This window comes from Aquitalea sp. LB_tupeE (assembly GCF_013391415.1).
In the GTDB taxonomy this organism is placed as follows: domain Bacteria; phylum Pseudomonadota; class Gammaproteobacteria; order Burkholderiales; family Chromobacteriaceae; genus Aquitalea.
The window spans coordinates 233,286-259,230 of sequence record NZ_JACAXB010000017.1; the positions used below are offsets into that span (position 1 = coordinate 233,286).

Annotated in this window: 24 protein-coding genes; 15 read left to right on the top strand and 9 right to left on the bottom strand. The window is 61.4% G+C overall.

What is annotated here, in order from left to right:
- Positions 1-23: 23 nt before the first annotated feature.
- From HWX34_RS09235 to pcaF, 3 genes are read left to right on the top strand one after another with little or no spacing between them, the layout of a single operon-like run.
- Complete coding sequence (locus HWX34_RS09235) at positions 24-812, top strand: enoyl-CoA hydratase-related protein (protein WP_178971956.1); 789 nt, start codon at positions 24-26, stop codon at positions 810-812.
- 29 nt (positions 813-841) lie between these two features.
- On the top strand, positions 842-2,377 hold the full coding sequence (locus HWX34_RS09240) for a 3-hydroxyacyl-CoA dehydrogenase (RefSeq protein WP_178971957.1): 1,536 nt from the start codon (positions 842-844) through the stop codon (positions 2,375-2,377).
- Positions 2,377-3,585, top strand: a complete 1,209-nt coding sequence (pcaF, locus tag HWX34_RS09245) for a 3-oxoadipyl-CoA thiolase (protein WP_178971958.1) — start codon at positions 2,377-2,379, stop codon at positions 3,583-3,585. Before HWX34_RS09240 ends, pcaF begins: the two co-directional genes overlap by 1 nt.
- Here pcaF and HWX34_RS09250 read toward each other — a convergent pair.
- The 4 genes from HWX34_RS09250 to HWX34_RS09265 all read right to left on the bottom strand — a co-directional run bounded on the left by HWX34_RS09250 (position 3,578) and on the right by HWX34_RS09265 (position 6,510).
- The gene (locus HWX34_RS09250) at positions 3,578-4,204 is read right to left on the bottom strand and encodes a sulfite oxidase heme-binding subunit YedZ (protein WP_178971959.1); all 627 of its coding nucleotides are present in this window, start codon (positions 4,202-4,204) and stop codon (positions 3,578-3,580) included. The two genes, pcaF and HWX34_RS09250, sit on opposite strands and share 8 nt — an antisense overlap.
- A gap of 1 nt (position 4,205) precedes the next feature.
- Entirely contained in the window at positions 4,206-5,114 is a 909-nt protein-coding gene (msrP, locus tag HWX34_RS09255; RefSeq protein ID WP_178971960.1) for a protein-methionine-sulfoxide reductase catalytic subunit MsrP, read from the bottom strand.
- A gap of 200 nt (positions 5,115-5,314) precedes the next feature.
- Positions 5,315-6,241, bottom strand: coding sequence for a TIGR01212 family radical SAM protein (locus HWX34_RS09260; protein ID WP_178971961.1), 927 nt, complete (start codon positions 6,239-6,241; stop codon positions 5,315-5,317).
- Positions 6,242-6,327: 86 nt separating this feature from the next.
- Positions 6,328-6,510 (bottom strand): hypothetical protein, encoded by a 183-nt coding sequence (locus HWX34_RS09265; RefSeq protein ID WP_178971962.1) that lies wholly within the window; start codon positions 6,508-6,510, stop codon positions 6,328-6,330.
- A 184-nt stretch (positions 6,511-6,694) separates the two neighbouring features.
- Between HWX34_RS09265 and HWX34_RS09270 the strand changes: the two genes are divergently transcribed.
- From HWX34_RS09270 to HWX34_RS09285, 4 genes are all read left to right on the top strand, one after another.
- The gene (locus tag HWX34_RS09270) at positions 6,695-7,837 is read left to right on the top strand and encodes a homoserine O-acetyltransferase (RefSeq protein ID WP_178971963.1); all 1,143 of its coding nucleotides are present in this window, start codon (positions 6,695-6,697) and stop codon (positions 7,835-7,837) included.
- Entirely contained in the window at positions 7,834-8,436 is a 603-nt protein-coding gene (gene metW / locus HWX34_RS09275) for a methionine biosynthesis protein MetW (RefSeq protein WP_178971964.1), read from the top strand. Before HWX34_RS09270 ends, metW begins: the two co-directional genes overlap by 4 nt.
- A gap of 68 nt (positions 8,437-8,504) precedes the next feature.
- Positions 8,505-9,785, top strand: a complete 1,281-nt coding sequence (locus HWX34_RS09280; RefSeq protein ID WP_178971965.1) for an AmpG family muropeptide MFS transporter — start codon at positions 8,505-8,507, stop codon at positions 9,783-9,785.
- A complete protein-coding gene (locus tag HWX34_RS09285; RefSeq protein WP_178971966.1) occupies positions 9,782-10,183 on the top strand; it encodes an MliC family protein in 402 nt (133 codons plus the stop codon). The genes HWX34_RS09280 and HWX34_RS09285 overlap by 4 nt, the downstream gene beginning before the upstream one ends.
- 43 nt (positions 10,184-10,226) lie before the next feature.
- Here the strand turns inward: HWX34_RS09285 and HWX34_RS09290 are convergent, their stop codons facing one another.
- On the bottom strand, positions 10,227-11,456 hold the full coding sequence (locus HWX34_RS09290) for an MFS transporter (protein WP_304506136.1): 1,230 nt from the start codon (positions 11,454-11,456) through the stop codon (positions 10,227-10,229).
- Positions 11,457-11,522: 66 nt separating this feature from the next.
- On the opposite strand from HWX34_RS09290, the gene HWX34_RS09295 reads away from it, so the two are divergent.
- Entirely contained in the window at positions 11,523-12,329 is an 807-nt protein-coding gene (locus HWX34_RS09295) for a helix-turn-helix domain-containing protein (protein ID WP_178971967.1), read from the top strand.
- Positions 12,330-12,440: 111 nt separating this feature from the next.
- Here the strand turns inward: HWX34_RS09295 and asnB are convergent, their stop codons facing one another.
- Positions 12,441-14,297 (bottom strand): asparagine synthase (glutamine-hydrolyzing), encoded by a 1,857-nt coding sequence (gene asnB / locus HWX34_RS09300; RefSeq protein ID WP_178971968.1) that lies wholly within the window; start codon positions 14,295-14,297, stop codon positions 12,441-12,443.
- 134 nt (positions 14,298-14,431) lie between these two features.
- Complete coding sequence (wrbA, locus tag HWX34_RS09305) at positions 14,432-15,034, bottom strand: NAD(P)H:quinone oxidoreductase (protein WP_370459706.1); 603 nt, start codon at positions 15,032-15,034, stop codon at positions 14,432-14,434.
- Positions 15,035-15,238: 204 nt separating this feature from the next.
- Here wrbA and HWX34_RS09310 point away from each other — a divergent pair, with 204 nt between their 5' ends.
- Positions 15,239-16,450, top strand: a complete 1,212-nt coding sequence (locus HWX34_RS09310; RefSeq protein WP_178971970.1) for a YihY family inner membrane protein — start codon at positions 15,239-15,241, stop codon at positions 16,448-16,450.
- Here HWX34_RS09310 and HWX34_RS09315 read toward each other — a convergent pair.
- Together HWX34_RS09315 and HWX34_RS09320 are read right to left on the bottom strand one after the other, a co-directional pair.
- Positions 16,402-17,208: a DUF3025 domain-containing protein gene (locus tag HWX34_RS09315; RefSeq protein WP_370459707.1), complete on the bottom strand. Its 807-nt coding sequence runs from the start codon at positions 17,206-17,208 to the stop codon at positions 16,402-16,404. The two genes, HWX34_RS09310 and HWX34_RS09315, sit on opposite strands and share 49 nt — an antisense overlap.
- 80 nt (positions 17,209-17,288) lie before the next feature.
- Entirely contained in the window at positions 17,289-19,571 is a 2,283-nt protein-coding gene (locus tag HWX34_RS09320; protein ID WP_178971972.1) for a diguanylate cyclase, read from the bottom strand.
- Positions 19,572-19,752: 181 nt separating this feature from the next.
- Here HWX34_RS09320 and cysG point away from each other — a divergent pair, with 181 nt between their 5' ends.
- The 6 genes from cysG to HWX34_RS09350 all read left to right on the top strand — a co-directional run bounded on the left by cysG (position 19,753) and on the right by HWX34_RS09350 (position 25,933).
- Positions 19,753-21,174: a siroheme synthase CysG gene (gene cysG / locus HWX34_RS09325; RefSeq protein WP_178971973.1), complete on the top strand. Its 1,422-nt coding sequence runs from the start codon at positions 19,753-19,755 to the stop codon at positions 21,172-21,174.
- Positions 21,175-21,235: 61 nt separating this feature from the next.
- Positions 21,236-21,643 carry a PTS sugar transporter subunit IIA gene (locus tag HWX34_RS09330; RefSeq protein WP_178971974.1) on the top strand — a complete coding sequence of 136 codons (408 nt, stop codon included), beginning with the start codon at positions 21,236-21,238 and terminating at the stop codon, positions 21,641-21,643.
- The gene (locus HWX34_RS09335; protein WP_045847765.1) at positions 21,630-21,899 is read left to right on the top strand and encodes an HPr family phosphocarrier protein; all 270 of its coding nucleotides are present in this window, start codon (positions 21,630-21,632) and stop codon (positions 21,897-21,899) included. The genes HWX34_RS09330 and HWX34_RS09335 overlap by 14 nt, the downstream gene beginning before the upstream one ends.
- Positions 21,900-21,928: 29 nt before the next feature.
- Positions 21,929-23,668 carry a phosphoenolpyruvate--protein phosphotransferase gene (ptsP, locus tag HWX34_RS09340; protein ID WP_178971975.1) on the top strand — a complete coding sequence of 580 codons (1,740 nt, stop codon included), beginning with the start codon at positions 21,929-21,931 and terminating at the stop codon, positions 23,666-23,668.
- A gap of 22 nt (positions 23,669-23,690) precedes the next feature.
- Entirely contained in the window at positions 23,691-24,773 is a 1,083-nt protein-coding gene (rfaQ, locus tag HWX34_RS09345; RefSeq protein ID WP_178971976.1) for a putative lipopolysaccharide heptosyltransferase III, read from the top strand.
- Positions 24,770-25,933 carry a glycosyltransferase family 4 protein gene (locus tag HWX34_RS09350; RefSeq protein WP_178971977.1) on the top strand — a complete coding sequence of 388 codons (1,164 nt, stop codon included), beginning with the start codon at positions 24,770-24,772 and terminating at the stop codon, positions 25,931-25,933. Before rfaQ ends, HWX34_RS09350 begins: the two co-directional genes overlap by 4 nt.
- Positions 25,934-25,945: the final 12 nt, after the last annotated feature.

Below are 25,945 nucleotides of genomic sequence, written 5' to 3' on the forward strand. Positions count from 1 at the left end.
ACACCGTCCTAGGAGAAACAAGCATGCTTTATGCCGATATTCCCGATTTACTGCATTGCACCGGGCCGCTGGACGGGGTGCTGACCTTGCGTTTGCACCGACCCGCCGTTCGCAATGCGCTGTCCACCCCCTTGCTACAGGCCTTGGTGGAGGTGCTGGCGCGGGCCGAACAGGACGCGGCGGTGGCGGCGGTAGTGCTGACTGGTGGTGACACTGTGTTTGCCGCCGGGGCAGACCTGGCGGAAATGGCGAACAAGAGCATGCCCGCCATGTTGTGTGACGAACGCCCGCAGCTATTTGCCGCCATTGCCCGTTTTCCCAAGCCCTTGCTGGCCGCCGTGTGTGGCTATGCGCTGGGCGGCGGCTGTGAGCTGGCCATGCACGCCGACATCATCATTGCGGGCGAGTCGGCCTGTTTTGGCCAGCCGGAAATCAAACTGGGCATCATGCCGGGTGCCGGTGGTACCCAGCGCCTGCTGCGGGCGGTGGGCAAGTCGTTGGCGATGAAAATGGTGCTCAGCGGCGACTTTATTGGGGCAGAAGAAGCCAGACAGGCTGGGTTGGTGGCCGAGGTATGGCCGGATGCCGATTGCCTGCCCAAGGCGCAGGCCCTGGCAGCGCGCATTGCCCGTCAGGCCCCGCTGGCCTTGCGCCTGGCCAAAGCCGCCGTGCTGGCGGCACAGGAAACCAGCTTGTCCGCCGGGCTGGCGCAAGAGCGGGCCCACTTCGTCACCCTGGCCGCCAGCCAGGATAGGCAGGAAGGCATCCGTGCCTTTCTGGAAAAACGCCCGCCACAGTGGCAGGGATGTTGATCCCGCCTGTTCACGTAAAGAGAGAACCCATGCAACAAACCCTTTCTGTTTCACGACAGGTGGTCATTATCGGTGCTGGCGTGATGGGCCGTGGCATCGCCATGGTGGCCGCTGCCGCTGGTCATCCGGTGTGTGTATATGATGCCAATGGCCGAGCCAGCGTCCAGGCGGTAGAGACCATTCACCAACACTGGCAGCGCCAGGCCGACAAAGGCAAGTTATCCGTCGCAGACGTGGCGCGCCTGGGAGAACGGCTGTCCCGCGCCGAACAACTGGAGCAACTGGCCGAGGCCGGTCTGGTGATTGAAGCCATTGTCGAAGACCTGGCCGCCAAGCAGGCGCTGTTTTGCCAGTTAGAGCAAATCGTGGCAGCGGACTGCCTGCTGGCCACTAATACCTCCTCCCTGTCCATTACCGCCATTGCCGCCGCCATGGCCGCGCCGCAGCGGCTGGTGGGCATGCACTTTTTCAACCCAGCCCCGGCCATGCGTCTGGTGGAGATCGTCCGTGGCTTGGCCACGGAAGCGGATGTGCTGGAACAAGTGAGTGCCACTGCCCGCGCCTGGGGCAAGGAGACGGTGCTGGTGCGCTCCAGTCCCGGATTTATTGTCAATCGCATTGCCAGGCCGTTTTATTTGGAAAGCCTGCGCTGCCTGCAACAAGGCCTGGCCGACTGCGCCACGCTGGACCGCCTGCTGCAGCAGGCGGGTGGATTCCGCATGGGGCCGTTTGCCTTGATGGACCTGATTGGCCTGGATGTGAATCTGGCCGTGCATCGCGCCATCTGGCAGGCCATGTGCTTCGACCCGCGCTACACCCCCTTGTGGATTCAGCAGGAAATGGTGGCCGCAGGCTGGCTGGGACGCAAAAGCGGACGTGGTTACTACGTGTATCCGCAAGTCGAACCCGCCGTGGTGGAACCCTTGCCGGAACCGTGTCCGGATTGGGAGCAGGTCGCCTTCAATCTGGTGCAACCTGTGGCCGCAGTACTGGCTCAGCGGCTGCAACAAGCCGGTGTGCCCGTAGTGGGCGGCCACGATACTGCATCGGACTGGCTGTTCCGCTTGGGCACCGCACATGTATATCTCAGCGATGGCCGCCCGGCGGCGCGGCGTGAACAAGTGGATCGACACCCATGCCTGTTGCTGGATCAGGCTGTTGATTTTCAGCACGTCAGCCTGCTGGCCGCCCAGTCCAGCCCACGGCTATCGGCACCGGACCGGCAGGCGCTGGAGGCGGTATTGGGCGAGGCAGGCATCCGCCTGTGTCATCTACCGGACGCTGCCGGGCTGCCGGTACTGCGCACGGTGGCCATGCTGGTCAACGAAGCCGCCGATGTTCTGCAGCAAGGCCTGGCCAGCACCGAGGATATCGACCGTGCCATGTGTCTGGGCCTGAATTATCCACAAGGTCCATTGGCCTGGGGCCGACGGCTGGGCTATGGCTGGCTAGCTCAGGTGCTGCGCCATCTGGCGGATTACCACGGTGATGGTCACTACCGTATTGCCGGCTGGCTGCAGCAACAGGCCTTTTCTTCCCTGTCATCCCCTGCCGAGGTGCTGTAATGCAAGACGCTTATATTTGTGATGCAGTCCGTACCCCGATCGGCCGCTATGGCGGCAGCCTGTCAAGCATCCGCTGTGATGATCTGGCCGCCTTGCCCTTGCTTGCCTTGCACGCGCGCCACCCCGAGCTGGATTGGAGTGCGCTGGATGATATCTGGCTGGGCTGTGCCAATCAGGCCGGGGAGGACAACCGTAATGTGGCACGCATGGCGGGCCTGTTGGCCGGCCTGCCCATCAGTGCCGCGGGGGTGACGCTGAACCGGCTGTGTGGTTCCGGTATGGATGCAGTGGGCAGCGCCGCACGCTGCATCGCACTGGGCGAGGCGGATTTGCTGCTGGCTGGCGGTGTGGAGAGCATGTCGCGTGCACCACTGGTGCTGGGCAAGGCGGCCCAGGCCTTTGACCGCAATCAGGCCCTGTTCGACACCACCATAGGCTGGCGCTTTATCAACCCTTTGATGGCAGAACAGTTTGGCACCGACTCCATGTCGCAAACCGCTGACAACGTGGCAGCTGCCTTTGGCATCAGCCGGGCCGATCAGGACTGCTTTGCCCTGCAATCGCAACAACGCTGGCACGCCGCACAGCAGCAGGGCCGCTTTGCCGCGGAAATCATCCCGGTGACGCTGTCACGTCCGCGCCAGCCGGAGCGGGTGTTTGATTGTGACGAGCACCCGCGTCCGGAGGTGACGCTGGAAGGGCTGGCCAGCTTGTCCGGCATCAATGGCAAGGATCTGTCGGTGACGGCGGGCAATGCCTCCGGGGTGAATGACGGGGCTTGCGCCTTGCTACTGGCTTCGGCGCGTGCAGTAGAACAGTACGGCCTGCGCCCACTGACCCGCGTGCTGGGCATGGCCTGCGCCGGGGTGGAGCCACGGCTGATGGGCATGGGCCCGGTGCCCGCCAGCCGCAAGCTGTTGCAGCGGTTGGGTCTGCGCTTGGACCAGATGGAGGTGATTGAAATCAACGAAGCCTTTGCTGCCCAGTCACTGGCGGTGCTGCGTGAGCTGGGGCTGGCGGAGGATGCGCCCCACATCAACCCCAATGGTGGGGCGATTGCCATGGGGCATCCGCTGGGCATGAGTGGCGCACGCTTGTTGGCCACCGCCAGTTATGAGCTGCAACGCCGTCAGGGCCGCTATGCCTTGTGCAGCATGTGCATCGGCGTGGGGCAGGGCATTGCCATGGTGCTGGAGCGGGTCAGCTAGAGCGTTGCCGTAGCCGCCGCACCAAGCGCCAGCCCAGCAGCACGGCCAGCACGCTGGCGTACAGCATGGGCTGGGTGAGGTCTTTCTTCACCAGCCACCAGTAATGCAGCACACCCAGCAGCGCCACCGGGTAAACCAGCCGGTGCAGCTTGCCCCAGTTGCGTTTCAGCCGTTTCATCCAGCCCTGGGTGGAGGTGATGGCCAGCGGGGTCATCAGCAGCATGGCGGCAAAGCCGATGGTGATGAAGGGGCGCTTGGCGATGTCGTGCAGCATGCCGGGCCAGTCGAAGAACTGATCCAGCCACACATAGGTGGTGAAGTGCAGGCAGCCGTAAAAAAACGCATACAGGCCCAGCATGCGGCGCAGACGCAGCGGCCAGCCCCAGCCGGACAGCTGGCGCAAGGGGCTGATGGCCAGGGTGATCAGCAAGAAGCTCAGCGTCCAGGTGCCGGTGGAGCGGGTGATGAACTCCACCGGATTGACTGCATCGCCAGACAGCACTATCCACGCCGCGCGGGCCAGTGGCAGCAGGCTCAGCAGGAACACGGCGATTTTCAGCCAGTTGAAGCGGGCAGGCTGGCGGGCGGCAGCAGGGTTTTTCATGCGCAGGGTCGTCATGTCAGAAGTTCTTGCGCAGGTCCATGCCACGGTACAGGCTGGCCACCTGATCGCCATAGCCGTTGAACGGCAGTGTTTTGCGCTTGAGGAATTCGCCAATGCGCCGTTCGCTGGCCTGGCTCCAGCGTGGATGGTCCACCTCCGGGTTTACATTGGAATAGAAGCCGTACTCGTGGGCATTGGCCATATTCCAGCTGGTGGCGGGCATTTGCTCTTGCAGATGGATGCGCACGATGGACTTGATGCTCTTGAAACCGTATTTCCACGGCACTACCAGCCGGATCGGTGCACCGTTCTGGTTGGGCAGCACATCGTTGTACAGGCCGACGGCCAGAATGGTGAGCGGGTGCATGGCTTCGTCCATGCGCAGCCCTTCACGGTACGGCCAGTCCAGTACGCGGCTGCGCTGGCCGGGCATCTCGGCCGGGCGTTGCAGGGTTTCGAAGGCCACGTATTTGGCGCGCGAGTTGGGGGCGACTTGCTTGAGCAGGCTGGCCAGCGGAAAGCCTATCCACGGAATCACCATACTCCAGCCTTCCACGCAGCGCAGGCGGTAAATGCGTTCTTCCAGCGGCTGTTTCAGCAGTTCTTCGATGCCAAAGCTGCGCGGCTTGCCTACCTCGCCATCCACCACCACATTCCACGGCCGGGTTTTCAAGGAACCGGCGTACATGGCAGGTTCGCTCTTGTCGGTGCCGAATTCGTAGTAGTTGTTGTAGCTGGTGATGTCTTTCAGGCTGTTGGGTTTGTCGCTGGTGGACAGCTGGCTTTTCTTGCTGGCCAGTGCGGCCAGGGTTTCGCCGGACAGCAACAGTCCGGCACTACCCAGCATGAACTGGCGGCGGTTGAAATACACGCCTTCGGGGGTGATTTCCGAAGGCTGGATGTCGGTGGGTTTCTTGATGAGCATGATGGTTTCTCCAGTGCTGTGCTTCTTTGTCGCAGCAACAGGGAGAATCTGACATGCAATCTTTACGATTGTTCTGGCTGGGCTGATAGCTAATGGCTAATTTGTGTTAAGGCCTGATACAAAACCCCCGCTGCCCGGATTCTCTACGCGGCGTTGTTAGCGGCTAGAAGCCGCCGGTCGGTAAGGGGACTAAGCTGCACTCAGGCCGCCAGTGTCGCCCAACTGCGCCCCAGCGCGCTGCCCTGGCCTCCATCGCGCGCCAGCAACTGGCCAATGGCTTGCAGGGCCGTCCAGCGCGGACCGCACCAGTCCGGCGCAATCAGGGTGGGGGCTTGCGCGGTGGCGGAAATGCGGTGGAATACCACCTCCGGCGGGGTATGGCGAATCAAGGAAGCGGCCAGGCTGGCGTAGTCGTCCAGCGCCATGGCAGATACCTCGCCGCGTTGGTGCTGGGCGGCCATGCGGCTGCCGCGCACGATCATCAGCGGATGCAGCTTCAGGCCCTGTACGCCGATTTCCAGCACGGTATCCAGCGTGGCATGCACATCGGCGGCATCTTCGCCGGGCAGGCCGGCAATCAGGTGGGTGCATACCGGCAAGCCATATTGCTGCGCACGGCGCACTGCATCGCGGTAATCAGCCAGTGTATGGCCACGCAGGATGCGGCGCTGGGTGTGGTCGTGCGCAGTTTGCAAGCCCAGCTCCAGCCACACTTCCTTGCCGGTGGCCTGGTAGGACGCCAGCAGTTCCAGTGCGCTGTCCGGCACACAGTCCGGCCGGGTGCCGACGCACAGGCCGATGACATCGGCGCTGGCGGTTGCTTCGTCATAGAGCTGGCGCAGGCGGCTGACTTCGGCATAGGTGCTGGTGTAGGCCTGAAAGTAGGCCAGGTAACGACGCGCCCGGTCGGTTTTATCCTTTTCGCGGGCAATCTGGCCGCTGATGGACAGTTCGGCGGCATCCCGGCCAAAGCTTTTGACATTGCAAAAAGTGCAGCCGCCACGCCCCAGCGTGCCGTCGCGGTTGGGGCAGGTAAAGTCACCGGCCAGTGACAGCTTGTGTACCGGCTGGCCATGACGGCGTTTGAGGTAGTGCCCGAAAGTGTGCAGATGAGCGGTAAGGTCCATGAGGCAGAACAACAGTGTGCGGCAGAAAAGCGCATAGCGTAGGCTGTTTGCCCTTGCCGGACCCTGTGCCACATCAAGGCTTGGGCTCAGAGCTGGTGAAAGCCCAGCGAGTACAGCAGTACGAAGATGGCCGAGGCCACCAGCAAGGCGATGGCCAGGGTGCTGATGAATTCGCGCAGGCTGGCCCGCTGACGTCGGTCCAGCAGCCAGCGTGCAATGGCATACAGCACGGCAAACAGCAGCAACAGGCGGAACAGGCGACCGATCATGACGGGGGCTGAGAGAAGAAAACCGGGCCGATTATGCGGTGGCAGCTGTCCGGTAGCAAGCAAGGCTATGGATATAATCGGCCAGACAGGCGATGATAGCAGCCGTAGCCTACAGGAGGCTCCGCACCGAGAATGGCCAGCAAGGCCGCCGGCGGGGCAATAATCAATAGAGGCCTTTTTTGTTATGTCTGATCTGACAAGGTCCGTCGGCATCGTGCAGGCGCAGACAGCGGTATTCGATACTCCGCTGCATCTGGCCAGCGGTGCCGTGCTGCCTGATTACCAACTGTGTTTTGAAACCTATGGCACGCTCAATGCGGCGCGCAGCAATGCCATCCTGATCTGCCATGCGCTGTCCGGCCATCATCATGTGGCAGGGCGCTACACGCCCGAGGATAAGGCCGCAGGCTGGTGGGACAATATGGTGGGCCCGGGCAAACCCATCGACACCGACCGCTTCTTTGTGGTGGGGCTGAATAATCTGGGTGGCTGCCACGGCAGTACCGGCCCGTCTTCCATCAATCCGGCCACCGGCCAGCCCTGGGGGTCTTCCTTCCCGGTGATGACGGTGCCGGACTGGGTGTGCTCGCAAGCGCGGCTGGCCGACCGGCTGGGCATAGACCGCTGGGCCGCGGTGATTGGTGGCAGCCTGGGCGGCATGCAAGCGCTGCAATGGAGCATCGACTACCCGGAGCGGGTGGCGCATGCGCTGGTGATTGCCTCCGCGCCCAAACTGTCGGCACAGAACATCGCCTTTAACGACGTGGCCCGTCAGGCCATTCTCACCGACCCGGATTTCCACGGCGGCGACTACTACGCCCACGATGCCATTCCGCGGCGCGGTCTGCGGCTGGCGCGCATGCTGGGCCATATCACCTATCTGTCCGACGACGGCATGGGCGAGAAATTCGGCCGCATGCTCAAAAGTGGCGATTACCAGTTTGGTTACGAGGTGGAATTCGAGATCGAATCCTACCTGCGTTATCAGGGCGACAAGTTCTCTGATTATTTTGACGCCAATACCTATTTGCTGATGACCAAGGCACTTGACTACTTCGACCCGGCCAAGGATCTGAACGACGACATCGTGGCGGCACTGAAAAAGGCCACGGCGCGTTTCATGGTGGCCAGCTTTACCTCGGACTGGCGTTTCTCGCCAGAGCGCTCGCGCGAAATCGTCAAGGCGCTGGTGGCTGCGGACAAGGAAGTGGTGTACGGCGAAATCGAATCCGTGCACGGCCATGATGCCTTCCTGATGCTGGATGAGCCCTATGTCAACCTGATGCGTGCCTATCTCAACCGTGTGGCCGAGGAGGTATCCGCATGAGCGCTGCCAACACCTTGCGGGCCGACCTGCAACTGATTGCCGACTGGGTAGCCCCCTCTAGCCGGGTACTGGACCTGGGCTGCGGCGACGGTGCCCTGCTGTCCTGGCTCAACCGTCACAAGGCGGTGCGTGGCTATGGCGTGGACTTTGACGTCAATAACGTGGTGCGCTGCGTGCAAGCCGGCGTCAATGCCATTCAGGGCAACCTGGAAACCGGTCTGGCCGAATTCGAAGACCAGCGTTTTGACCATGTGGTGTTGTCGCAAACCATTCAGGCCATGCACAATACCGAGCAGATTCTGGTGGAAATGCTGCGTGTCGGCCGTGAGGCCATCGTCACCTTCCCCAACTTCGGCTACTGGGAAAACCGCTGGCAGATTCTGCAAGGCCATATGCCGGTGTCGGAAACCATTCCTTACCAGTGGTACAACACGCCTAACATCCATTGGTGCATGCTGGGGGATTTCGAAGCGCTGTGCGCCCAAAACGGCATCCGCGTACTGGAGCGGGTGGTGATGAACGAAGCCAAGCGCATTCACTTCCTGCCCAATCTGCGCGGCAGCCTGGCGTTTTACCGGGTTGCCCGGCAAACGGCCTGATGATTGATGACTAACAAAGGCGGCTGTTGGCCGCCTTTTTGCATTGGCGGCCCATGCCGCAAGGATACATGACGCAAACTCCCGTTCACTGGCGGCAGGCCATCCTGTCGCGTCGCATACTGATCTGCATTGCCACCGGCTTCAGTTCCGGCCTGCCCTTGTATCTGCTGATCAACCTGCTGCCGGCCTGGCTGCGCAGCGAAGGGGTGAATCTCAAGGCCATCGGCCTGTTTGCCCTGATCGGCCTGCCGTATACCTGGAAATTCCTGTGGTCGCCGCTGCTGGACCGCTTCGTCCCGCCGCTGTTGGGGCGGCGTCGTGGCTGGATGCTGCTCAGCCAACTGGCCTTGCTGCTCAGCATGGCCTTGTTCGGCCTGTTCAATCCCGCCATCCAGTTACAGCAGATTGCAGCCCTGGCGGCGGCGGTGGCCTTTTTCTCTGCCAGCCAGGACATCGTGCTGGATGCCTATCGCCGCGAGCTGCTGCCCGAAGTCGAGCTGGGCCTGGGCAACGCAGTGCATATCAATGCCTACCGGCTGGCCGGACTGGTGCCCGGTGCCTTGTCGCTGATTCTGGCCGATCACACCAGTTGGACCAATGTATTCATCATCACCGCGCTGTTCATGTTGCCGGGGCTGCTCATGACCCTGCTGGTGGCCGAGCCCAGGCTGGCTGCTGCACCACCCAAAACGCTGCGCGAGGCGGTGGTGGAGCCGTTTCATGAATTCATCCACCGCCAGGGCTGGCACAGTGCCGCCACCATTCTGGGCTTCATCTTCCTGTACAAGCTGGGAGACAGCATGGCCACCGCGCTGGCCACACCGTTTTATCTGGACATGGGCTTTGCCAAATCGGATATCGGCCTGGTGGCCAAGAATGCCGGGCTGTGGCCGGCGGTGATTGGTGGGCTGCTGGGCGGGGTGTGGATGCTCAAGCTGGGCATCAACCGTGCGCTGTGGCTGTTTGGTGTGGTGCAGGTATTGTCGATTCTGGGTTTTGCCTGGCTGGCCAGCTACGGCCATTTCCAGCAGATTGGCCCTGTCCAGTTAGGTCAGCTGGCGCTGGTGATCGGTTTTGAAGCGCTGGGCGTAGGCCTGGGCACGGCGGCCTTTGTCGCCTTTATCGCCCGTACTACCCATCCGGCCTATACCGCCACCCAGTTTGCCCTGTTTACCAGTCTGTCTGCCGTGCCGCGCACCTTTGCCAATGCGGCTACCGGCTATATTGTGGATGGTCTGGGCTGGATGGGTTTTTTCCTGCTGTGCACCCTGCTGGCCCTGCCTGGCATGTTGTTGCTGTTGAAAGTGGCCCCGTGGCGCGGGGATGATCAGAACGGAGAGACTGCATGAAGGCAACTGTTATCCTGTTGAGTCTGCTCAGCCTGCCGGTGCTGGCCGAACCAGGGCCGGACGCCTCACCGGAGCCTGCCATGCCGGCTGCCGGCAATAACGTGGTATTGCAAAAGGTGGATTACCAGTGCGCGGCCCACCGCATGGTCAGCGTCGAGTATCCGCAGGCAGAAGTGGAAGACGTGGTACCCATCCGCATCAGCTGGCATGGTCGCCATTACCGGCTGGTGCGGGTCAGCAGTGCCAATGGCGCACGCTATGCCAGCCAGCAGCTGGTGTGGTGGAACAAGGGCGAGCAGGCGGTATTGCTCACCCGCGGCGGGCGCACGCTGGCACGCGATTGCCAGCCCTTGGCAACCGCGACAACTGCGCCAGTCCCTACCCCGGCAGCACCATAAAGAAACCGGCCATCAAGGCCGGTTTTGCTTTGTGCAGCGTGACTCAGGCTTTTTTACGGTGCAGGTCGGGCAGCAGCACGGTGATGATGCCCAGCAGCGGCAGGTAGGCACACAGCTGGTACACGGTTTCGATGCCGTAGTGGTCGGCCACCTTGCCCAGCACCGCCGCACCAATGCCGCCAATGCCGAAGGCAAAACCGAAGAACAACCCGGACACCATGCCTACCTTGCCCGGCACCAGCTCCTGTGCATACACCAGAATGGCAGAGAAAGCCGAGGCCAGAATGAAGCCGATGATGAAGGACAGCACGCTGGTCCAGAACAGGTCCACATGCGGCAGCGCCAGGGTGAACGGTGCCACCCCCAGAATCGAGAACCAGATCACCCGCTTGCGGCCAATGGCATCGCCAATCGGCCCGCCCAGCACCGTGCCGGCCGCCACAGCAAACAGGAAAATGAACAGATGCAGCTGCGCTGCCTGTACGCCCAGTCCGAAGTGCTGCATCAGGTAGAAGGTGAAATAGCTGGTAATGCTGGTGAGGTAGAAATACTTGGAGAACACCAACAGCACCAGCACGCCCAGCGTGAACGCCGTGCGCTGCGGCGACAGACCGGTGGGCACGATGGCCTTGTGTGCCTTGGCCGTACGCTGCTGATGGCTATACCAGTTACCGATGCGCCACAGCACCAGCATGCCTAACAGCGCAGCCAGCGAGAACCATGCCAGGCTGGGCTGACCATAGGGAAACACCACCAGCGCGGCCAGCAGCGGGCCAGTGGCACTGCCAGCATTGCCACCTACCTGGAACAAGGACTGTGCCAGACCATGGCGACCGCCGGACGCCATGCGCGCCACGCGGGAGGATTCCGGGTGGAAAATGGAAGAGCCAGTGCCCACCAGTGCGGCGGCAAGCAGCAACACCGGATAAGTGGACGCCACCGACAGCAGCAGTAGGCCGCACAGGGTGGAACCCATGCCGAATACCAGCGAATAAGGCAGCGGGCGCTTGTCGGTATAGATGCCGACCAGTGGTTGCAATAGCGAGGCGGTACACTGGTAAACCAGCGTCATCAGGCCGATCTGGGCGAAGCTTAGATGAAAGCCGCCTTTCAGTACCGGGTAGATGGCCAGAATCAGCGACTGCAGCATGTCGTTGAGGAAATGGGTAAAACTGATGGCACCCAATACCCGGAAGCGGGTGTCCTGCGGCGGGGCCATGCTCTGGCTGGCGCTTGTCATGATGATGTCGTCTTGTGGTGGTGGGTTCATCATGCTATCAAGGGCTATCCTTGCCCGTCTTGTGCATTCAGGGCAATTATCTGCGAGAAAATGACAGTCATGAATGATTATCAACATCTGCACCAGTACGACACCGGCATCGCCCCGGTAGTGGCCAAGGCCCGCGACTACCCGGCGGGTGAGGACACGCCGCGTCATGCCCATCCCACCGCGCAGCTGTTGTATGCGGTGGAAGGCGTGATGGTGGTGAGTACGGCGCTGGGGCAGTGGATTGTGCCGCCTACCCGTGGCATCTGGCTGCCAATCGACACCTGGCATCAGGTGCGGATGATCAGCGCGGTGCGCATGCGCACGGTGTATGTGCGGGCTGACAGTCTGGAAGGCTTGCCGCAGGAGTGCAGGGTACTGGCCATTTCGCCTTTGTTGCGCGAGTTGATTCTGGCAGCGATGAGCATTGCCGTGCCGTATCCGCCGGATTCGCGCGATGAGCGGCTGATGAAGCTGCTGCTGGATGAAATCCGCAGCCTGCCCACGCTGGCCTTGTCTTTACCCAGGCCGCAAAGCCCGGTTTTACAAGGCTTGTGTGATGTGTTGCTGGCCGAGCCGGGCGATGCGCGTTCGGTGGAAGAATGGGCCACACAGTTGGCGATGGACCCGCGCACCTTGCAACGGCGCTTCAGCCGAGAAACCGGCTTGTCACTGGGGCAGTGGCGGCGGCAGGCACGGCTGATTGTGGCCTTGGAGAGGTTGGCTTGCGGAGCCAGCGTGCTGGAAGTGGCACTGGATCTGGGCTATGCCAGCCCCAGTGCCTTTGCCACCATGTTCAAGCGTGAACTGGGCGTATCGCCCAGCAGCTTTTTTGCGCCGCTGCCGGATGAGACTTATCCGGTGCTATCCGGTGGTTAGAGCCGCTAACAAAACCTCGTAGAGCACCCGAGTCAAGGCGCGCCGACGCAGACAGTACAATGGGTACGGCAAGTCGGCGCAACGCAGAATCGGGGGTTTTGTTAGCGGGTCTTAGGGCAGGGCGCGGCGCAGCGCGTCCAGCTGGGCCAGGCTTTCATCCAGAATCAGCAATTGCAGCATCTGCTCGGCCAGTGCCTCTTTGCCACCCCGGTAGGCATTGGCAAAGGCATCCACGGCGGTGGCATCCAGCAAGCCGTCGGTCTGGCGGTTAAGCCGGCTGCCAAGGCCGGAAAAGCGTTCGGCCAGGCTGGTTTTCAGCCAGCCGGAGAGCGGCGGGTTGAAACCGCGTTTCTTACGCTGGAAAAAGTCGGCGGGCAGGGCAGGGTGCATGGCGCGGCGGAAGATCAGCTTGGCCGGTGCGGTATAGCGTTCGCTGTCTGAAGTGGCCAGCAGATGCTGGTACAGACCGTGGTCCAGCAGCGGGGCACGGCTTTCCAGGCCATGCGCCATGGTGCACAGGTCGGACTTTTGCAGGATGTAGTCCGGCAGGTAGTTGGCAAAGTCGATGGCCAGCAGGCTTTGCAGGCCGGGCACGGCATCACTGGCTTCCGGGCCGATGTCGTCCGGCTTGCGCCAGTAGCTGAGTTGTTGCAGCTCACGCCCGGCTTGCAGGTAGCGGCGCTGACCCGGCGTCATGCCGGAGAAGCGCAGCGAATAGGCCTCCTTCCAGCTCATCGCCAGCTCGGTACCCAGCTTGCCCTGTTTGCCATCCAGCGAGGTGCGGATACCCAGTGGCAGTTGCAGGTGACGACGCCAGCGGGTGCGCAGATGCTTGTTCATGCGCTTGTAGCCTGCCAGCAGCTCGTCGCCGCCGTCGCCCACCAGCACTACTTTCACGTGCTTGCTGACTTCCCGTGCCAGATACCAGGTGGGGAAGCTGGACGGGTCGGCAAAGGGCTGGTCGAGGTCGGCCACAATGCGCGAGAAATCCGCCGCCAGGTTTTCCGGTATGTCGATGCGGATATTACTCAGCCCCATGCGCTGGGCGGAATCGGCCGCGTCGATGGATTCATCCAGCGTGCTGCCGGGAAAGGCAGCGGTAAAGGTGGAAAACTGCTGATAGCCCTGGGTAGCCAGTCGGCTGGCAATCAGGGTGGAGTCAATGCCGCCGGACAGCAGCACACCCAGCGGACGGTCCGCCACGGTGCGCATGGCCACGGCGTGGTCCAGCTCTGGCAGCCAGTCGCCAGCCGTGGCTTGCGGCTGCCAGTAACGGCGCTTCTTGAGCTCACGGTTGGTAAGGTCGAATTCCAGGCAATAGCCGTTTTCCAGGCGCTGGATGTTTTCGAATACGGTGGCCGGTGCCGGGATGTAACGGTGTGCCAGATAGGCGTCGATGGCGGTGTGGCTGAACTGGCGGGCAGGCAGAGGCAGGAAGGGCAGCACCGAGCGCACCAGCGAGCCGAAAGCCAGGTTGCCATCCAGCAGCGCATACAGCAGGGGTTTTTCACCCATGCGGTCGCGCGCCAGATGTACCTTGCCCTGGCGCAGGTCCAGAATGGCAAAGGCAAACATGCCGCGCAGGCGGGTCAGCAAGCCGTCAATGCCCCAGGCCTCATAGCCGCGCAGGATGAATTCGGTATCGGAATGGGTGCGGAACACGGCACCGGTCTGTTCCAGTTCGCGCTTGCCTTCTTCCCAGTCGTATACCTCGCCGTTGTAGCAGATCCACACTTGGCCATCGTCATTGCCCATGGGCTGGTCGGCCTCGGGGCGCGGGTCGATGATGGACAGCCGCGCATGCAGCAAGGCGTTGTGGATGGCGTCATCCGCTGCGGGCCGGCCTTGTTGGTCCAGCCTTAACTGGTGGGCGGCATCCGGGCCACGCCTCGCCAGTTCCAGCAGCATGGCATCGGCGGTGGCCGCTGCCACCGGGTGTTGGGAGAAGAAACCTGCGATTCCGCACATAAGACATGATCCTGAATCCTGACCTCGGCACCCGGCTGTCGGTCAGTCGTCGCAAAAATGGAAAACCGGCTGGCTATGCCGTGTGCAGCGCGCCGCCGGTATCAAGCAGACAGCCTGGCTGTCTGGCCTGTGGTTTATTGCATGGTGTTGTGCAGTTTCAGTGCTGCCTCGGCCAGGCGCTTGCCTTGGGCCAGCGCCAGCTTGCGCTCGTCTTCGGACAGCGGCCGGTCATTCTTGACCCCGGCCACATGGCTCACCCCATACGGGGTGCCGCCGGTCTGGGTGGCTGCCAGCGCTGCTTCGGCAAAGGGCAGGCCGACAATCAGCATGCCGTGGTGCAAGAGCGGCAGCATCATGCTCAGCAAGGTGGACTCTTGTCCGCCGTGCATGGAGGAGGAACTGGTAAACACGCAACCGGGTTTGCCCGCCAGCGCACCGGCCAGCCATTCGCCACTGGTGCTGTCGATGAAGTACTTCATGGCCGCCGCCATATTGCCAAAGCGGGTGGGGCTGCCCAGTGCCAGGCCGATGCATTCGGTCAGATCGCTTTTTTCCACATAGGGTGCGCCCTGAGCCGGAATGGCCGGTTCACTGGCTTCGCACACGGTGGATACCTTGGGCACGGTACGCAGTCGCGCCTGGCAGCCAGGCACGCTTTCGATACCACGGGCAATCAGGCGGGCCAGTTCGGCAGTGGCACCATGCTGGCTGTAATAGAGAACAAGAATGTCTTGCACGGCAATGTCCGTTGATATGCCATCGTCAGATGATGGCCTGGATAACAGGCTGCATGATACCAGTTTCCAATCGTTAATTTGTGTGAAGACGGTATGCATCCCATGACTTTTGCAAGGTGTTTGCCAGGGATGTACCGCTGTGGATACGCAAAATCGCGTGGCGCTCACTTGCCAGCGGCAGGTGGCTGCATTACCTTGCCGCAGATGAAACTGCCGCATAAATACGCTACTCAGGCAGGTTTTGTCGGTTTTCTGGTCAGACGCATGGGCAGCCATCGTGTGATGCAGGTAGCCGGCAGCCTGACTTTTACCACCTTGCTGGCGCTGGTGCCCTTGTTCACCATTGCGCTGACAGTGATATCGGCCTTCCCGGTATTTGCCGATTACAGCACGCGCTTCAAGGTGATGCTGTTGTCCACGCTGGTGCCGGAGTTTGCCGGCAAGGTGATTTCCGTTTACATGCGCCAGTTTGCCGACAATGCGGAAAAGCTGACCGCAGCCGGTATCGTGATGCTGGGTGTCACGGCCTTGATGCTGATGTCCACCATCGAGCGCACCTTCAATGCCATCTGGAGTGTGCGCCGTGGCCGGCCCTGGCTGCAGCAGAGCATGGTGTACTGGACAGTGCTGACACTGGGCCCGCTGGTGCTGGGTGGCGGCTTGCTGTCCTGGCGCTGGCTGCTCAAGTTCACCCGCTTTGAAAAGACCATGCCGCTGCTGGCCAGTACCGTCGAGGCGGGTGGAACCATCCTGCTGACCGGTATTGTCCTGTCGCTGCTGTACCGCATTGTGCCCAACCGCTTTGTCCCGATCCGTCATGCAGCGCTGGGCGCGATGATTACGGCGGTGCTGCTTGAACTCACCAAGCTGCTGTTTGCGTATTACATCGGCCAGGTCGCCAATTACCAGCTGGTGTACGGCGCTTTTGCCAGCATTCCGATTTTCCTGCTGTGGGTGTACTGCCTGTGGATGGTGGTGCTGGCCGGTGCGGTATTCACCGCGTCCCTGTCTTACTGGGAGGGCGGGGCCTGGCGGCGTCGCTTTGAACCGCGCCGCCGTTTTCTGGATGCAGTGGAAGTGTTGCTGATGCTGGATGCGGCCCAGGTACAAGGCTGCAGCCTGACCCCGGTACAGCTGCGCGAGCAGGTGAAGATAGGCTATGACGAACTGGGCCTGGTGCTGGACAAGCTGGCACAGCATGGTTACGTGCAAAAAGGTCAGCGCGATGGCTGGGTGTTGATGCGCAAACTGTCCAGCGTGCACTTGTCCGACCTGTTCCAGCTGTTTGTCTACCGGGCCGACCTGGCCAATGACGATGATGTCGGCCAGGGTATTGAAGCCTTGCTGGGCAGTGTCACCGAACGGCTTCAGACCGTGACGCTGGAGGATTTTGCCCGCCGGCTGGGGCGGAAGTAGTCGGTATTCTGGTAGAAGGCCGGGTTTTCATTGTCCGGCCACCAGCCCGGTATGCCCAGCAAGGGCAGCGGCCACAGCTGGCGCGGACTGGTCAGCCAGTTGTCATCGGCCAGCAGCGCAGCCAGCCTGGCATCCAGCCAGGCCCGTTGCGTGTGTTCATCCAGCTGGAAAAATCCGGTGTCGACATCCAGCAGCAAGGCTTTGCCGCACCAGCCTATATGCGGCTGCAAACCTACTTCGAAAATGGCGTGTCCCAGCGTATGCACGCTGATGTGCCGTCCCCAGGCAGCACGCTCATCGACAAACAGCGTGTGCCACTGCATGTCATCCAGTGCCTGGCCCAGTTCCGGACGGGCACAGGCCACGATCACCCCGCATTCATCCAGCAAGGTGGCGGCATCACGCCGTGGCCCGCGTTTGACCTCTCCACGGCTGATGGCCCGCACATGGCGCGCGTTCAGTGCCTCCTTGCTGCGCGGCCATGCCAGCCAGGCCAGCGCATTGAACCAGTCATGCCAGTTGTGGCTGCGGGTGGGCACCTCGCCGGTGCTGCCGATGTGCATTTCATAGTAGGTGTCTGCTTGCAGGTCACAGCAGAAACGCAGCTGCGCGGGGAGCTGGCAGCGCAGGCGGGCCTGTTGCAGCAGATGGTCGTAGTCCTGTTGATCCGGCCAGTCCGCCAGCGGCAGCAGGGTGGCAAAATCGGCAACCGGCTGGTACAGCGGGTGGCTGAGGTAGTGCTTGCTCCAGTCTTTCACGGCAACGGCCATCGCGGGAAAACGCGTATTCTAGAGCCACAGTCGCCGTCTGCGATAGCCGCCTTGCCTGCTGCTGTCCCTCACACCACCTTGAGCGCCAGGTCATGACATACCCGGTTGCGTCCTTCGTGCTTGGCCTGGTACAGCAGTTTGTCTGCCCGCTTGAGCAAGTCGTCCACGTGCAAGTCGGTTTCGCGCAATAGCGTCATGCCCAGGCTGACGGTGTAATGGATGTTCTGGCCATTGACCGTCACCTGGCTGTTGCTGACAGCCTGGCGCAAGCGTTCGGCCGCGGCCAGCGCGGCATTGCTGTCGGTATTGGGCAGGACGGCGGCAAATTCTTCGCCCCCCAGGCGGCCGGTCAGGTCACTGGTGCGCAATACTTCGCGACACAGGCGGGCAAAGTGGGTGATCACTTCATCCCCGGCCGCATGACCGTATTGGTCGTTGATGTTCTTGAAATGGTCCAGGTCCATCATCAGCACCCCCATTGGCGTCTGATAGCGCTGGCTGCGTTTGAGTTCTCGCCCGGCCTGTTGCAGGAAATGGCGGCGGTTGTCCAGGTGAGTCAGTTCATCGACGGTGGCCAGCTGGACCAGCTTCTGTTCATGCAGGTCGCTTTGCAGGGCAATGGCAGTGATGTGCGAACTGCGGTACACCAGACGCATTTCTTCCGGCGTGGGGGTGCGTGGCTCGCTGTAATAAATGGCAAAGGTGCCCAGCAGTTCGCGCTGACTGCTAAACAGTGGCGTGGACCAGCATGCGCGCAGCGCAAAGCGGCGGGTCAATTCCAGATAGGGCTGCCACAAGGGGCTGCTTTCCATATCCTCGACAATAATGGTGCGTTTCCAGTAGGCCGCGGTGCCGCAGGAGCCGACTTCCGGGCCGATCGCGATGCCTTCTATCCGGGAGGTATATCCCGCAGGCAGCCTCGGGCCGGATGCCACATGCAGGTGCTGGCCGTCTTCGGTCAGCAGCATCACCGAACAGCGGCCTCCCGCCAGCTGGGTTTCTATCATGGTGCAGATCTGCGCCAGCGTATCTTCCAGCGGCTGATTGGAGGCAATCATCTCCATCACGGCATTTTCTTCACTCAGCAGGCGCTGGGCCAGTCGACTGTCGGTGACTTCACGGTCGACCGACAGAATGCTGGTGAGCTTGCCGTGGCTGTCGAATTCCGGAAACAGCCGGGTTTCGAAGATATGGCGCCGGTTGAGCAGCAGCAATTCCATCTCGAAACAGCGTGGCTGCCCGGTGTCGATCAGCGTCTGGCATTCATTTTCAAACTGCTGGACGATATCAGCCGGCCAGCCTTTTTCCGCCATGGTCTTGCCGATGTGTTCATCGCGGATCAGCGGTGAATAACGGCTGACACTGCGGTTGATGAACTGGCAACGCAGCGCCAGATCATAACGGGCAATGATGTCGCTGGAGTTTTCCACCAGCGTGCGGAATTCCTGTTCCCGCCTGCGGATGGCCGCTTCGGCCAGTTTGCGCGGGGTGATGACCTGACTGAGGGCCAGCACGCGATGCGTATCGTCCTCACAGTCCTTGCCCTGCAGGATTTGCTCCAGCCACTCCCAGTGCTGTTTTTCGTGGCGGATACGGTATTCCAGCTCCTGGCTGGTCTGCCCGCTGTGAGCGATGGCTTGCAGGGCGTTTTCCAGCTGTGGTCTGTCATCCGGGTGCACACGCTCCAACCAAGCGCCCAGATCCAGTTGCACCTCATTGGCGGGTAAGCCTAACAGGGTGGCCAAGGCCGAGGGCGAGCCATGCACCAGCTTCTTGTCGAGGTCGAATTCGCACAGGCCGATGCGCGCACCTTGCATGGCTGTCAGCATGGCCTGGGCTTGCGGTACGGCCAGCACCGCCTCGTCCTGCGCATGCAGCTGGATGATGCGCCAGCGTGCAGGCAGGAATTCCGCAGGTAGCACCAATTGCTGAATGTTCAGGCGGGCATGACCACAGCGCGCATCCGTCCACGCCATGGGCTGGGCACTCCCCAGCAGGGCGGTCTGTTGTTGCAAGCGCGTGTACAGCGTATCTGGCAGGCGCTGGTCGGGGCCGATATCCAGCCACTGTTCACAGGCTTCACCGGCAGCCTGCACACGCCCTTGTTCATCCAGAATCAGCATGGCTTCGCCGGAGTGCTGCGCATTGAAACGCAGGGCATCTTCTTGCAATTGGCGCAGCCGCCAACGTTGCCACAGGCTACCCAGCCACCCCCCTGTTGCCAGGCCCAGGCTGCACAGCAGGGGCCATTCCCAGGAGAGGCTGGCTGCCGGCGCCGCCCATGCCGAAGCACTAAGTAACAACAGGGCCGCGCCAGACCGGATGGTGCTGCTGCCGGTATTTGCGCTCAATTTATCCAATTGTCTACCCGCCGCTTTCTGATGCCGCCCCTGTTGACGTTTGTGCGGGGCTTTACTTCATCATGGCACCTGATTTCGGAATTGTGATGATGAAAATCAGACTGCATATGCCGCTATCGTCGTTTTTGTGCAACAAATAAAGTATGCTGTGCCGATTGTTGCGGAGTGTTGCATGGATTATTTTCCGATTTTTCTCAAGCTGCAGGATGCCGCCTGCCTGGTGGTGGGCGGGGGTGATGTCGCCCTGCGCAAGGTACGTTTGCTCAAGGCGGCTGGTGCTCGCCTGACGGTGCTTGCCCCGGAAGTGACGGCCGAGCTGGCCCAGATGATTGAACGGGGCGAGCTAGAGTGGCTGCCGGAGCGGTTTGAGGCATCGCGCGTTGCTGGCATGCGGCTGGTGGTGGCGGCCACCAATTTGCGCGCGGTCAATCAGCAGGTGTCGGCTGCGGCGCAAGCACAGAATATTCCGGTCAATGTGGTGGATGACCCGGAACTGTCCACCTATATCACGCCCGCCATCATCGACCGCTCGCCGTTGGTGATTGCCGTTTCCTCCGGCGGTGCCGTGCCGGTGCTGGCCCGCCTGGTAAGGGCACGGCTGGAAAGCATCATTCCGGCGGGTTTCGGCTTGCTGGCGGCATTTTCGGCCCGCTTCCGCGAGCGGGTAAAAGCCCGTTTTGCCGATGTGGAGTCGCGTCGCATTTTCTGGGAAAACGTGCTGGAAGGGCCGATTGCCGAAGCGGTGATGAATGGTCGCGAGGCAGTGGCCTGTGCCGAAATGGAGCAGCAACTGGCATCGGCAGAGGATCGTCCCAGCGGTGCGGTGTATCTGGTGGGCGCCGGGCCGGGCAATCCCGACCTGCTTACCTTCCGTGCGCTGCGCCTGATGCAGCAGGCCGATGTGGTGCTGCATGACAAGCTGGTTGCGCCGGAACTGCTGGAGCTGGTACGGCGTGATGCCGAGCGCATCTATGTGGGCAAGGCACGTGCCAATCACACCTTGCCGCAGGAAGACATTAATGCGCTGATGGTGCGTCTGGCCAGCGAAGGCCGGCGCGTGTTGCGCTTGAAAGGCGGCGACCCGTTTACATTTGGCCGTGGTGGTGAGGAAATCGAAACCCTGGCCGCCCATGGCATTCCGTTTGAAGTGGTGCCGGGCATTACCTCGGCAAATGGCGCAGCCAGTTATGCCGGTATACCCTTGACCCATCGTGACCATGCCCAGTCGGTGACCTTTGTCACCGGCCACAAGAAAGACGGCAGCATTGATCTGGACTGGCCAGCCCTTACCCGGCCGGATCAGACCGTCGTGGTGTACATGGGCCTGACCATGGCGGCTGATCTGTGCGCGGCCTTCATCGCCCATGGCAAACCGGCGGATACCCCGGCGGCAGTCATCGAATGGGCCACCACCGCGCGTCAGCGCACGCTGACCGGAACACTGGAGAGCCTGCCGGCACTGATTTCTTCCTATGGTGTTGCGTCGCCAGCGCTTATCATTGTGGGCAGCGTTGTCACGCTGGCAGATAAACTGGCCTGGTTCCGCCGTGTGGAAAACGGGCCTGCTACAATGGCGGATTCGCAGCAGAAATGAGTGCAGCCTGCCCCCGGGGCAGCTGTGTGCCGATCATCGTTACGGACAAGAAGACGCGGGCATGGTAGGTGTATTGGTCATATCGCATGGCAATCTGGGCGCTTGTCTACTGGACTGCGCCCGGCATGTATTAGGTCGGGACCCGGACAATATCGCCACGCTGGCGGTAGAAAAAACCGAGGACCCGGATCAGAAACTGGTCGAGGCTTCTGCGTTGGTTGCGCGCCTGGAACAAGGCGATGGCGTAGTGGTTCTGACTGATATGTATGGTGGCACACCATCCAATATCGCCAGCCGGCTGATTAACCCGGGCAAGGTGGAAGCCGTTGCCGGGGTCAGTCTGCCCATGCTGGTACGTGCGCTCAGCTATAGCAGCCAACCGCTGGAAATCGTGGTCAGCAAGGCCATTACCGGTGGGTTGGAGGGCGTGCTTTATATTCTTCCAGGGGACGGTAATGCTGCGCGTTGAAATACAAATTATCAATAAACTTGGCCTGCATGCGCGGGCTTCGAGTAAATTCACCCAGCTGGCCAGCCGCTTCAAGAGCGATGTGGGCATCGCCCGCAACGGTCGGCGTGTCAACGGCAAGAGCATCATGGGTGTGATGATGCTGGCCGCGGCCAAGGGGGCCACCGTGGAGCTGGACGTGGACGGCCCGGACGAGCAGGAAGCGCTGGATGCGCTGGTGGCACTGATCAACAATCGTTTTGACGAGGCTGAATGAATCAGCCCGCTTGAGGAGGGGATGGGACGATGAATATCACCCTGCACGGTGTAGCCATTGGTGGCGGCATCGCCATTGGCCGGGCCCATCTCATCTCGCGCAGCATGGACGATGTGGCGCATTACGGCCTGGAAGAGAAGGACATTCCGGCCGAAATGGCGCGCTTCGACGAAGCCGTGCGTGCCACACGCAAGGAACTGGAGATGCTGTGGGGCAGCATCCCGGAAAATGCCCCGGCCGAGTTGGGTGCCTTCCTGTCCTTGCACATCATGTTGCTGGGCGATGTCACCATTTCGCGCGAACCGCGCGAAATCATCGAAAAGCAGCACTGCAATGCCGAATGGGCGCTGAAACTGCAATGCGACCTGCTGGTGGAGCAGTTTGACGCTATCGAAGAAGACTACCTGCGCGAACGCAAGAACGATGTGTTGCAGGTGGTCGAACGCATTTTCAAGAATCTGGACGGCCATACGCCGCAACTGCCGGCACCGGGCGATTTGCTGGACGACACTATTCTGGTGGCGCACGACCTGTCACCGGCCGACATGGTGTATTTCAAGGATTCCAGCTTTGCCGCCTTCGTCACTGACGTAGGCGGTGCGACTTCACACACGGCCATTCTGGGGCGCAGTCTGGACCTGCCCTCCGTCATCGCCCTGCATCACGCGCGCGAGCTGATTCGCGAGGAAGAACAGATCATCGTCGATGGTCAGCAAGGCGTGCTGATCATCAACCCGGACGAACTGGTGCTGAGCGAATACCGCCGTCGCCAGCGTGCCTGGCGCGACGCCAAGCGCAAGCTGTCTTCCATCCGTAAGTCCGATGCCAAAACCAAAGATGGCACGGTGATCGAACTGCTGGCCAATATCGAGCTGCCGCAGGATGTCGAGGTGGTAAAGGGCTCCGGTGCGGCCGGTGTGGGCTTGTTCCGTAGCGAATTCCTGTTTCTGGGGCGCGACACCCTGCCCACCGAGGACGAACAGTTTGAGGCCTACCGCAAGGTGGCCGAAGACATGAAAGGCCTGCCGGTCACCATCCGTACCATGGACCTGGGGGCTGACAAGAACCCCAAGTGGCTGAACCACGATGTGGCCGACAATCCGGCACTTGGCCTCACCGGCATCCGCCTGTGCCTGGCCGAACCGCTGATGTTCCGCGCCCAGCTGCGCGCGCTGTTGCGTGCCTCGCACTATGGCAAGGTGAAAATCCTGTTCCCCATGCTTAACTCGCTGGGCGAACTCAAGCAGTCCATTGCCCAACTGGATTACGCCAAGCAGGAATTGCACGCCGAAGGTCTGCCCTTTGATGAAAAGGTGGAAGTCGGCGCGATGATTGAAATTCCGTCTGCCGCACTGGTGGTGGGCAGTTTCATCAAATATGTCGATTTCCTGTCCATCGGCACCAACGACCTGATCCAGTACACCCTGGCCATCGACCGTAACGACGATTCGGTCAGCCACCTGTACGACCCGGTGCATCCGGCGGTGCTCAAGCTGATCCTGCATACCATCCGCACCGGCATCAAGGGTGGGGTGCCGGTATCCGTGTGCGGCGAGATGGCGGGTGACCCGCGCCTGACCCGCTTGCTGCTGGGCATGGGCCTACGCAAGTTCTCCATGCATCCGGCCAGCCTGCTCTCGGTCAAGCGCATGGTGCTCAACACCCATCTGGACGATATCGCACCCATTGCAGGGCGCATGCTTCGATCAGAAGACCCTGATAAAATCGCCGATCTTTTGCAACTGCTGAATGCCGAGCCGGATGCCTGATCCGGCTTTTTTCACCCTATCTATGCTGAACGACTCCATCGATCTGAACCAGGTGCGCCGCGTCTTGGTCATCAAACTGCGCCACCATGGGGATGTGCTGCTCACGTCCCCTGTGTTCAGCGTCCTCAAACAGCAGGCCCCCCAGCTGGAAATCGATGCACTGGTCTATCGTGACACCCAGGAAATGCTCAGTCTGCATCCGGCCATCAGCCAGCTGCACACCATAGACCGCAACTGGAAAAAGCTGGGGCTGATTGGTCAGTGCAAGGCCGAACTGGGGCTGATCAGCCGCCTGCGCCAGCGCCAGTACGACCTGGTCATCACCCTGACCGAACACAAGCGCGGGGCTTGGCTGGTTCGCCTGCTGTCGCCACGCTGGTCGGTGGGACCGGATGGTCCGTATGGCAAGCTGTTCCGCAAAAGCTTTACTCATCGTTATTTGCAGGTGCCGGGCAACCGCCGTCACACCATTGAAATCCATCTGGATGCACTGCGGCGTATCGGGGTGTATCCCGCTGAACAGCAGCGCCAGCTGACCCTGGTGGCCGGGCACAATGCCGAGGCTACGCTGGCGGCCAAGCTGGAACAACAAGGCTTGCAGGCTGGACAGTACATTCTGGTACACCCCACCTCGCGCTGGTTGTTCAAGAGCTGGACGGTGGAAAACATGGCCGCGCTGATCAACACCCTGCAGCAGCGTGGCCAGCGCGTTCTGCTGACGGCCGCGCCCAGCCCGGATGAAATGGCCATGCTGGCCGATATCCAGTCGCGGCTGACGCAGCCGGTTGCCAGCCTGGCCGGGCAATTGACCCTGAAAGAACTTGCCGCAGCCATCGACAATGCCCGTCTGTATATCGGCGTGGATTCGGTGCCCATGCATATTGCCTCGGCGATGAAAACACCCTGTGTAGCCCTGTTCGGCCCGTCTGGTGACATTGAATGGGGGCCATGGCAAGTGCCGCACCGCGTGGTTGCTGCCCGTGTGCCCTGTCGTCCCTGCGGCAACGCCGGTTGCGGCGGCGGTTGGAACAGCGAATGCCTGAAGCTGATCAGCCTGCAACAAGTGCTGGATGCAGTGGATGCCGTGCTGGGAGAAACCGCATGAGTCGACTGGCCATTGTGCGGCAGAAATACAATCCGGCCGGTGGCGCAGAACGGATTGTCAGCGCCATTCTGGGCCAGCTCAAACAGCAGGACGAATTGCAGCCGGTACTGATCAACCGTAACTGGGAACAACTGGATGGCGTGGCCGTGTGTCGCGTCAATCCCTTCTATCTGGGCAGCATCTGGCGAGACTGGAGCTTTGCCCGCGCCGCGCGCCGCGCCTGGCAGCAACTGGAGGCAGATCTGGTGCAGTCGCACGAACGCATTCCGGGCTGCCATATCTTCCGTGCCGGCGATGGGGTGCATGCTGCCTGGCTGGCGGCCCGCGCCGAAGGCAAGGGCTGGTGGCACAAGCTGTCGGTCTGGTGCAATCCCTATCATCATTTCATGCTGCGCATGGAAAAAGCCATGTTCAGCCATCCGGCCTTGCGCACGGTGATTTGTAATTCGGAAATGGTGAAACAGGACGTATTGCAGCGCTTTCCAGTTCGCCCAGAGCAATGCGTGGTGATTCATAACGGTGTGGATGCACAGCGTTTCAATCCGGTATCTGCCCGGCAACAGCGCAGCGCACTGCGCAGCCAATACGGTATTCCTGCTGCGGCACCGGTGCTGGTGTATGTAGGTTCCGGTTTTGAACGCAAGGGCGTGGCACAGGCACTGCGTGCCATCCAGCCGCATCCGGCGGTATGGCTGGTGGTGGTGGGGGGCGACAAGAAACTGGCGGCCTATCGGGAATTGGCCAAGCAGCTGGGTGTTGCCGGCCGGGTGGTGTTTACCGGCCCACAAAAGGATGTACTCAGCCATTACGGCGTGGCCGATGGTTTTATTCTGCCCACCATGTACGAACCCTTCGGCTCGGTGGTGGGGGAAGCCATGGCCTGTGGCTTACCGGTGCTGACCAGCACCCATTGCGGTGGCGCCGAGTGGGTCAGCCCGGCCACCGGCTGGCTGGCCGCTCCGCATGATACTCCGGCCTGGCAGCGCAATGTAGCAGCCTGGCTGTCCGCACAGGCCAACTGGCCGGCCATGGCAGTTCAGGCCCGCCAGCGGGTGGAAGGACAAACCGAGCAGCACATGGTGGCGCAAATGCTGGCCCTCTATCATCGCCTGCTGCCACATCTACACGGGGAAAACTCCCAGACAGCGAGACCGGCATGATGAAAGAGAGTC

Bases quoted from the DNA above. Each gene is read 5' to 3' on its own strand.
- HWX34_RS09330 (WP_178971974.1), top strand. From the start codon at position 21,236: ATGGTAGGTGTATTGGTCATATCGCATGGCAATCTGGGCGCTTGTCTA.
- HWX34_RS09235 (WP_178971956.1), top strand. From the start codon at position 24: ATGCTTTATGCCGATATTCCCGATTTACTGCATTGCACCGGGCCGCTG.
- HWX34_RS09240 (WP_178971957.1), top strand. From the start codon at position 842: ATGCAACAAACCCTTTCTGTTTCACGACAGGTGGTCATTATCGGTGCT.
- pcaF (WP_178971958.1), top strand. From the start codon at position 2,377: ATGCAAGACGCTTATATTTGTGATGCAGTCCGTACCCCGATCGGCCGC.
- HWX34_RS09260 (WP_178971961.1), bottom strand. From the start codon at position 6,241: ATGGACCTTACCGCTCATCTGCACACTTTCGGGCACTACCTCAAACGC.
- HWX34_RS09290 (WP_304506136.1), bottom strand. From the start codon at position 11,456: ATGATGAACCCACCACCACAAGACGACATCATCATGACAAGCGCCAGC.
- msrP (WP_178971960.1), bottom strand. From the start codon at position 5,114: ATGCTCATCAAGAAACCCACCGACATCCAGCCTTCGGAAATCACCCCC.
- cysG (WP_178971973.1), top strand. From the start codon at position 19,753: ATGGATTATTTTCCGATTTTTCTCAAGCTGCAGGATGCCGCCTGCCTG.
- HWX34_RS09335 (WP_045847765.1), top strand. From the start codon at position 21,630: ATGCTGCGCGTTGAAATACAAATTATCAATAAACTTGGCCTGCATGCG.
- HWX34_RS09270 (WP_178971963.1), top strand. From the start codon at position 6,695: ATGTCTGATCTGACAAGGTCCGTCGGCATCGTGCAGGCGCAGACAGCG.
- HWX34_RS09295 (WP_178971967.1), top strand. From the start codon at position 11,523: ATGAATGATTATCAACATCTGCACCAGTACGACACCGGCATCGCCCCG.
- HWX34_RS09285 (WP_178971966.1), top strand. From the start codon at position 9,782: ATGAAGGCAACTGTTATCCTGTTGAGTCTGCTCAGCCTGCCGGTGCTG.
- HWX34_RS09280 (WP_178971965.1), top strand. From the start codon at position 8,505: ATGACGCAAACTCCCGTTCACTGGCGGCAGGCCATCCTGTCGCGTCGC.
- rfaQ (WP_178971976.1), top strand. From the start codon at position 23,691: ATGCTGAACGACTCCATCGATCTGAACCAGGTGCGCCGCGTCTTGGTC.
- metW (WP_178971964.1), top strand. From the start codon at position 7,834: ATGAGCGCTGCCAACACCTTGCGGGCCGACCTGCAACTGATTGCCGAC.
- HWX34_RS09310 (WP_178971970.1), top strand. From the start codon at position 15,239: ATGAAACTGCCGCATAAATACGCTACTCAGGCAGGTTTTGTCGGTTTT.
- ptsP (WP_178971975.1), top strand. From the start codon at position 21,929: ATGAATATCACCCTGCACGGTGTAGCCATTGGTGGCGGCATCGCCATT.
- asnB (WP_178971968.1), bottom strand. From the start codon at position 14,297: ATGTGCGGAATCGCAGGTTTCTTCTCCCAACACCCGGTGGCAGCGGCC.
- HWX34_RS09350 (WP_178971977.1), top strand. From the start codon at position 24,770: ATGAGTCGACTGGCCATTGTGCGGCAGAAATACAATCCGGCCGGTGGC.
- HWX34_RS09250 (WP_178971959.1), bottom strand. From the start codon at position 4,204: ATGACGACCCTGCGCATGAAAAACCCTGCTGCCGCCCGCCAGCCTGCC.
- HWX34_RS09265 (WP_178971962.1), bottom strand. From the start codon at position 6,510: ATGATCGGTCGCCTGTTCCGCCTGTTGCTGCTGTTTGCCGTGCTGTAT.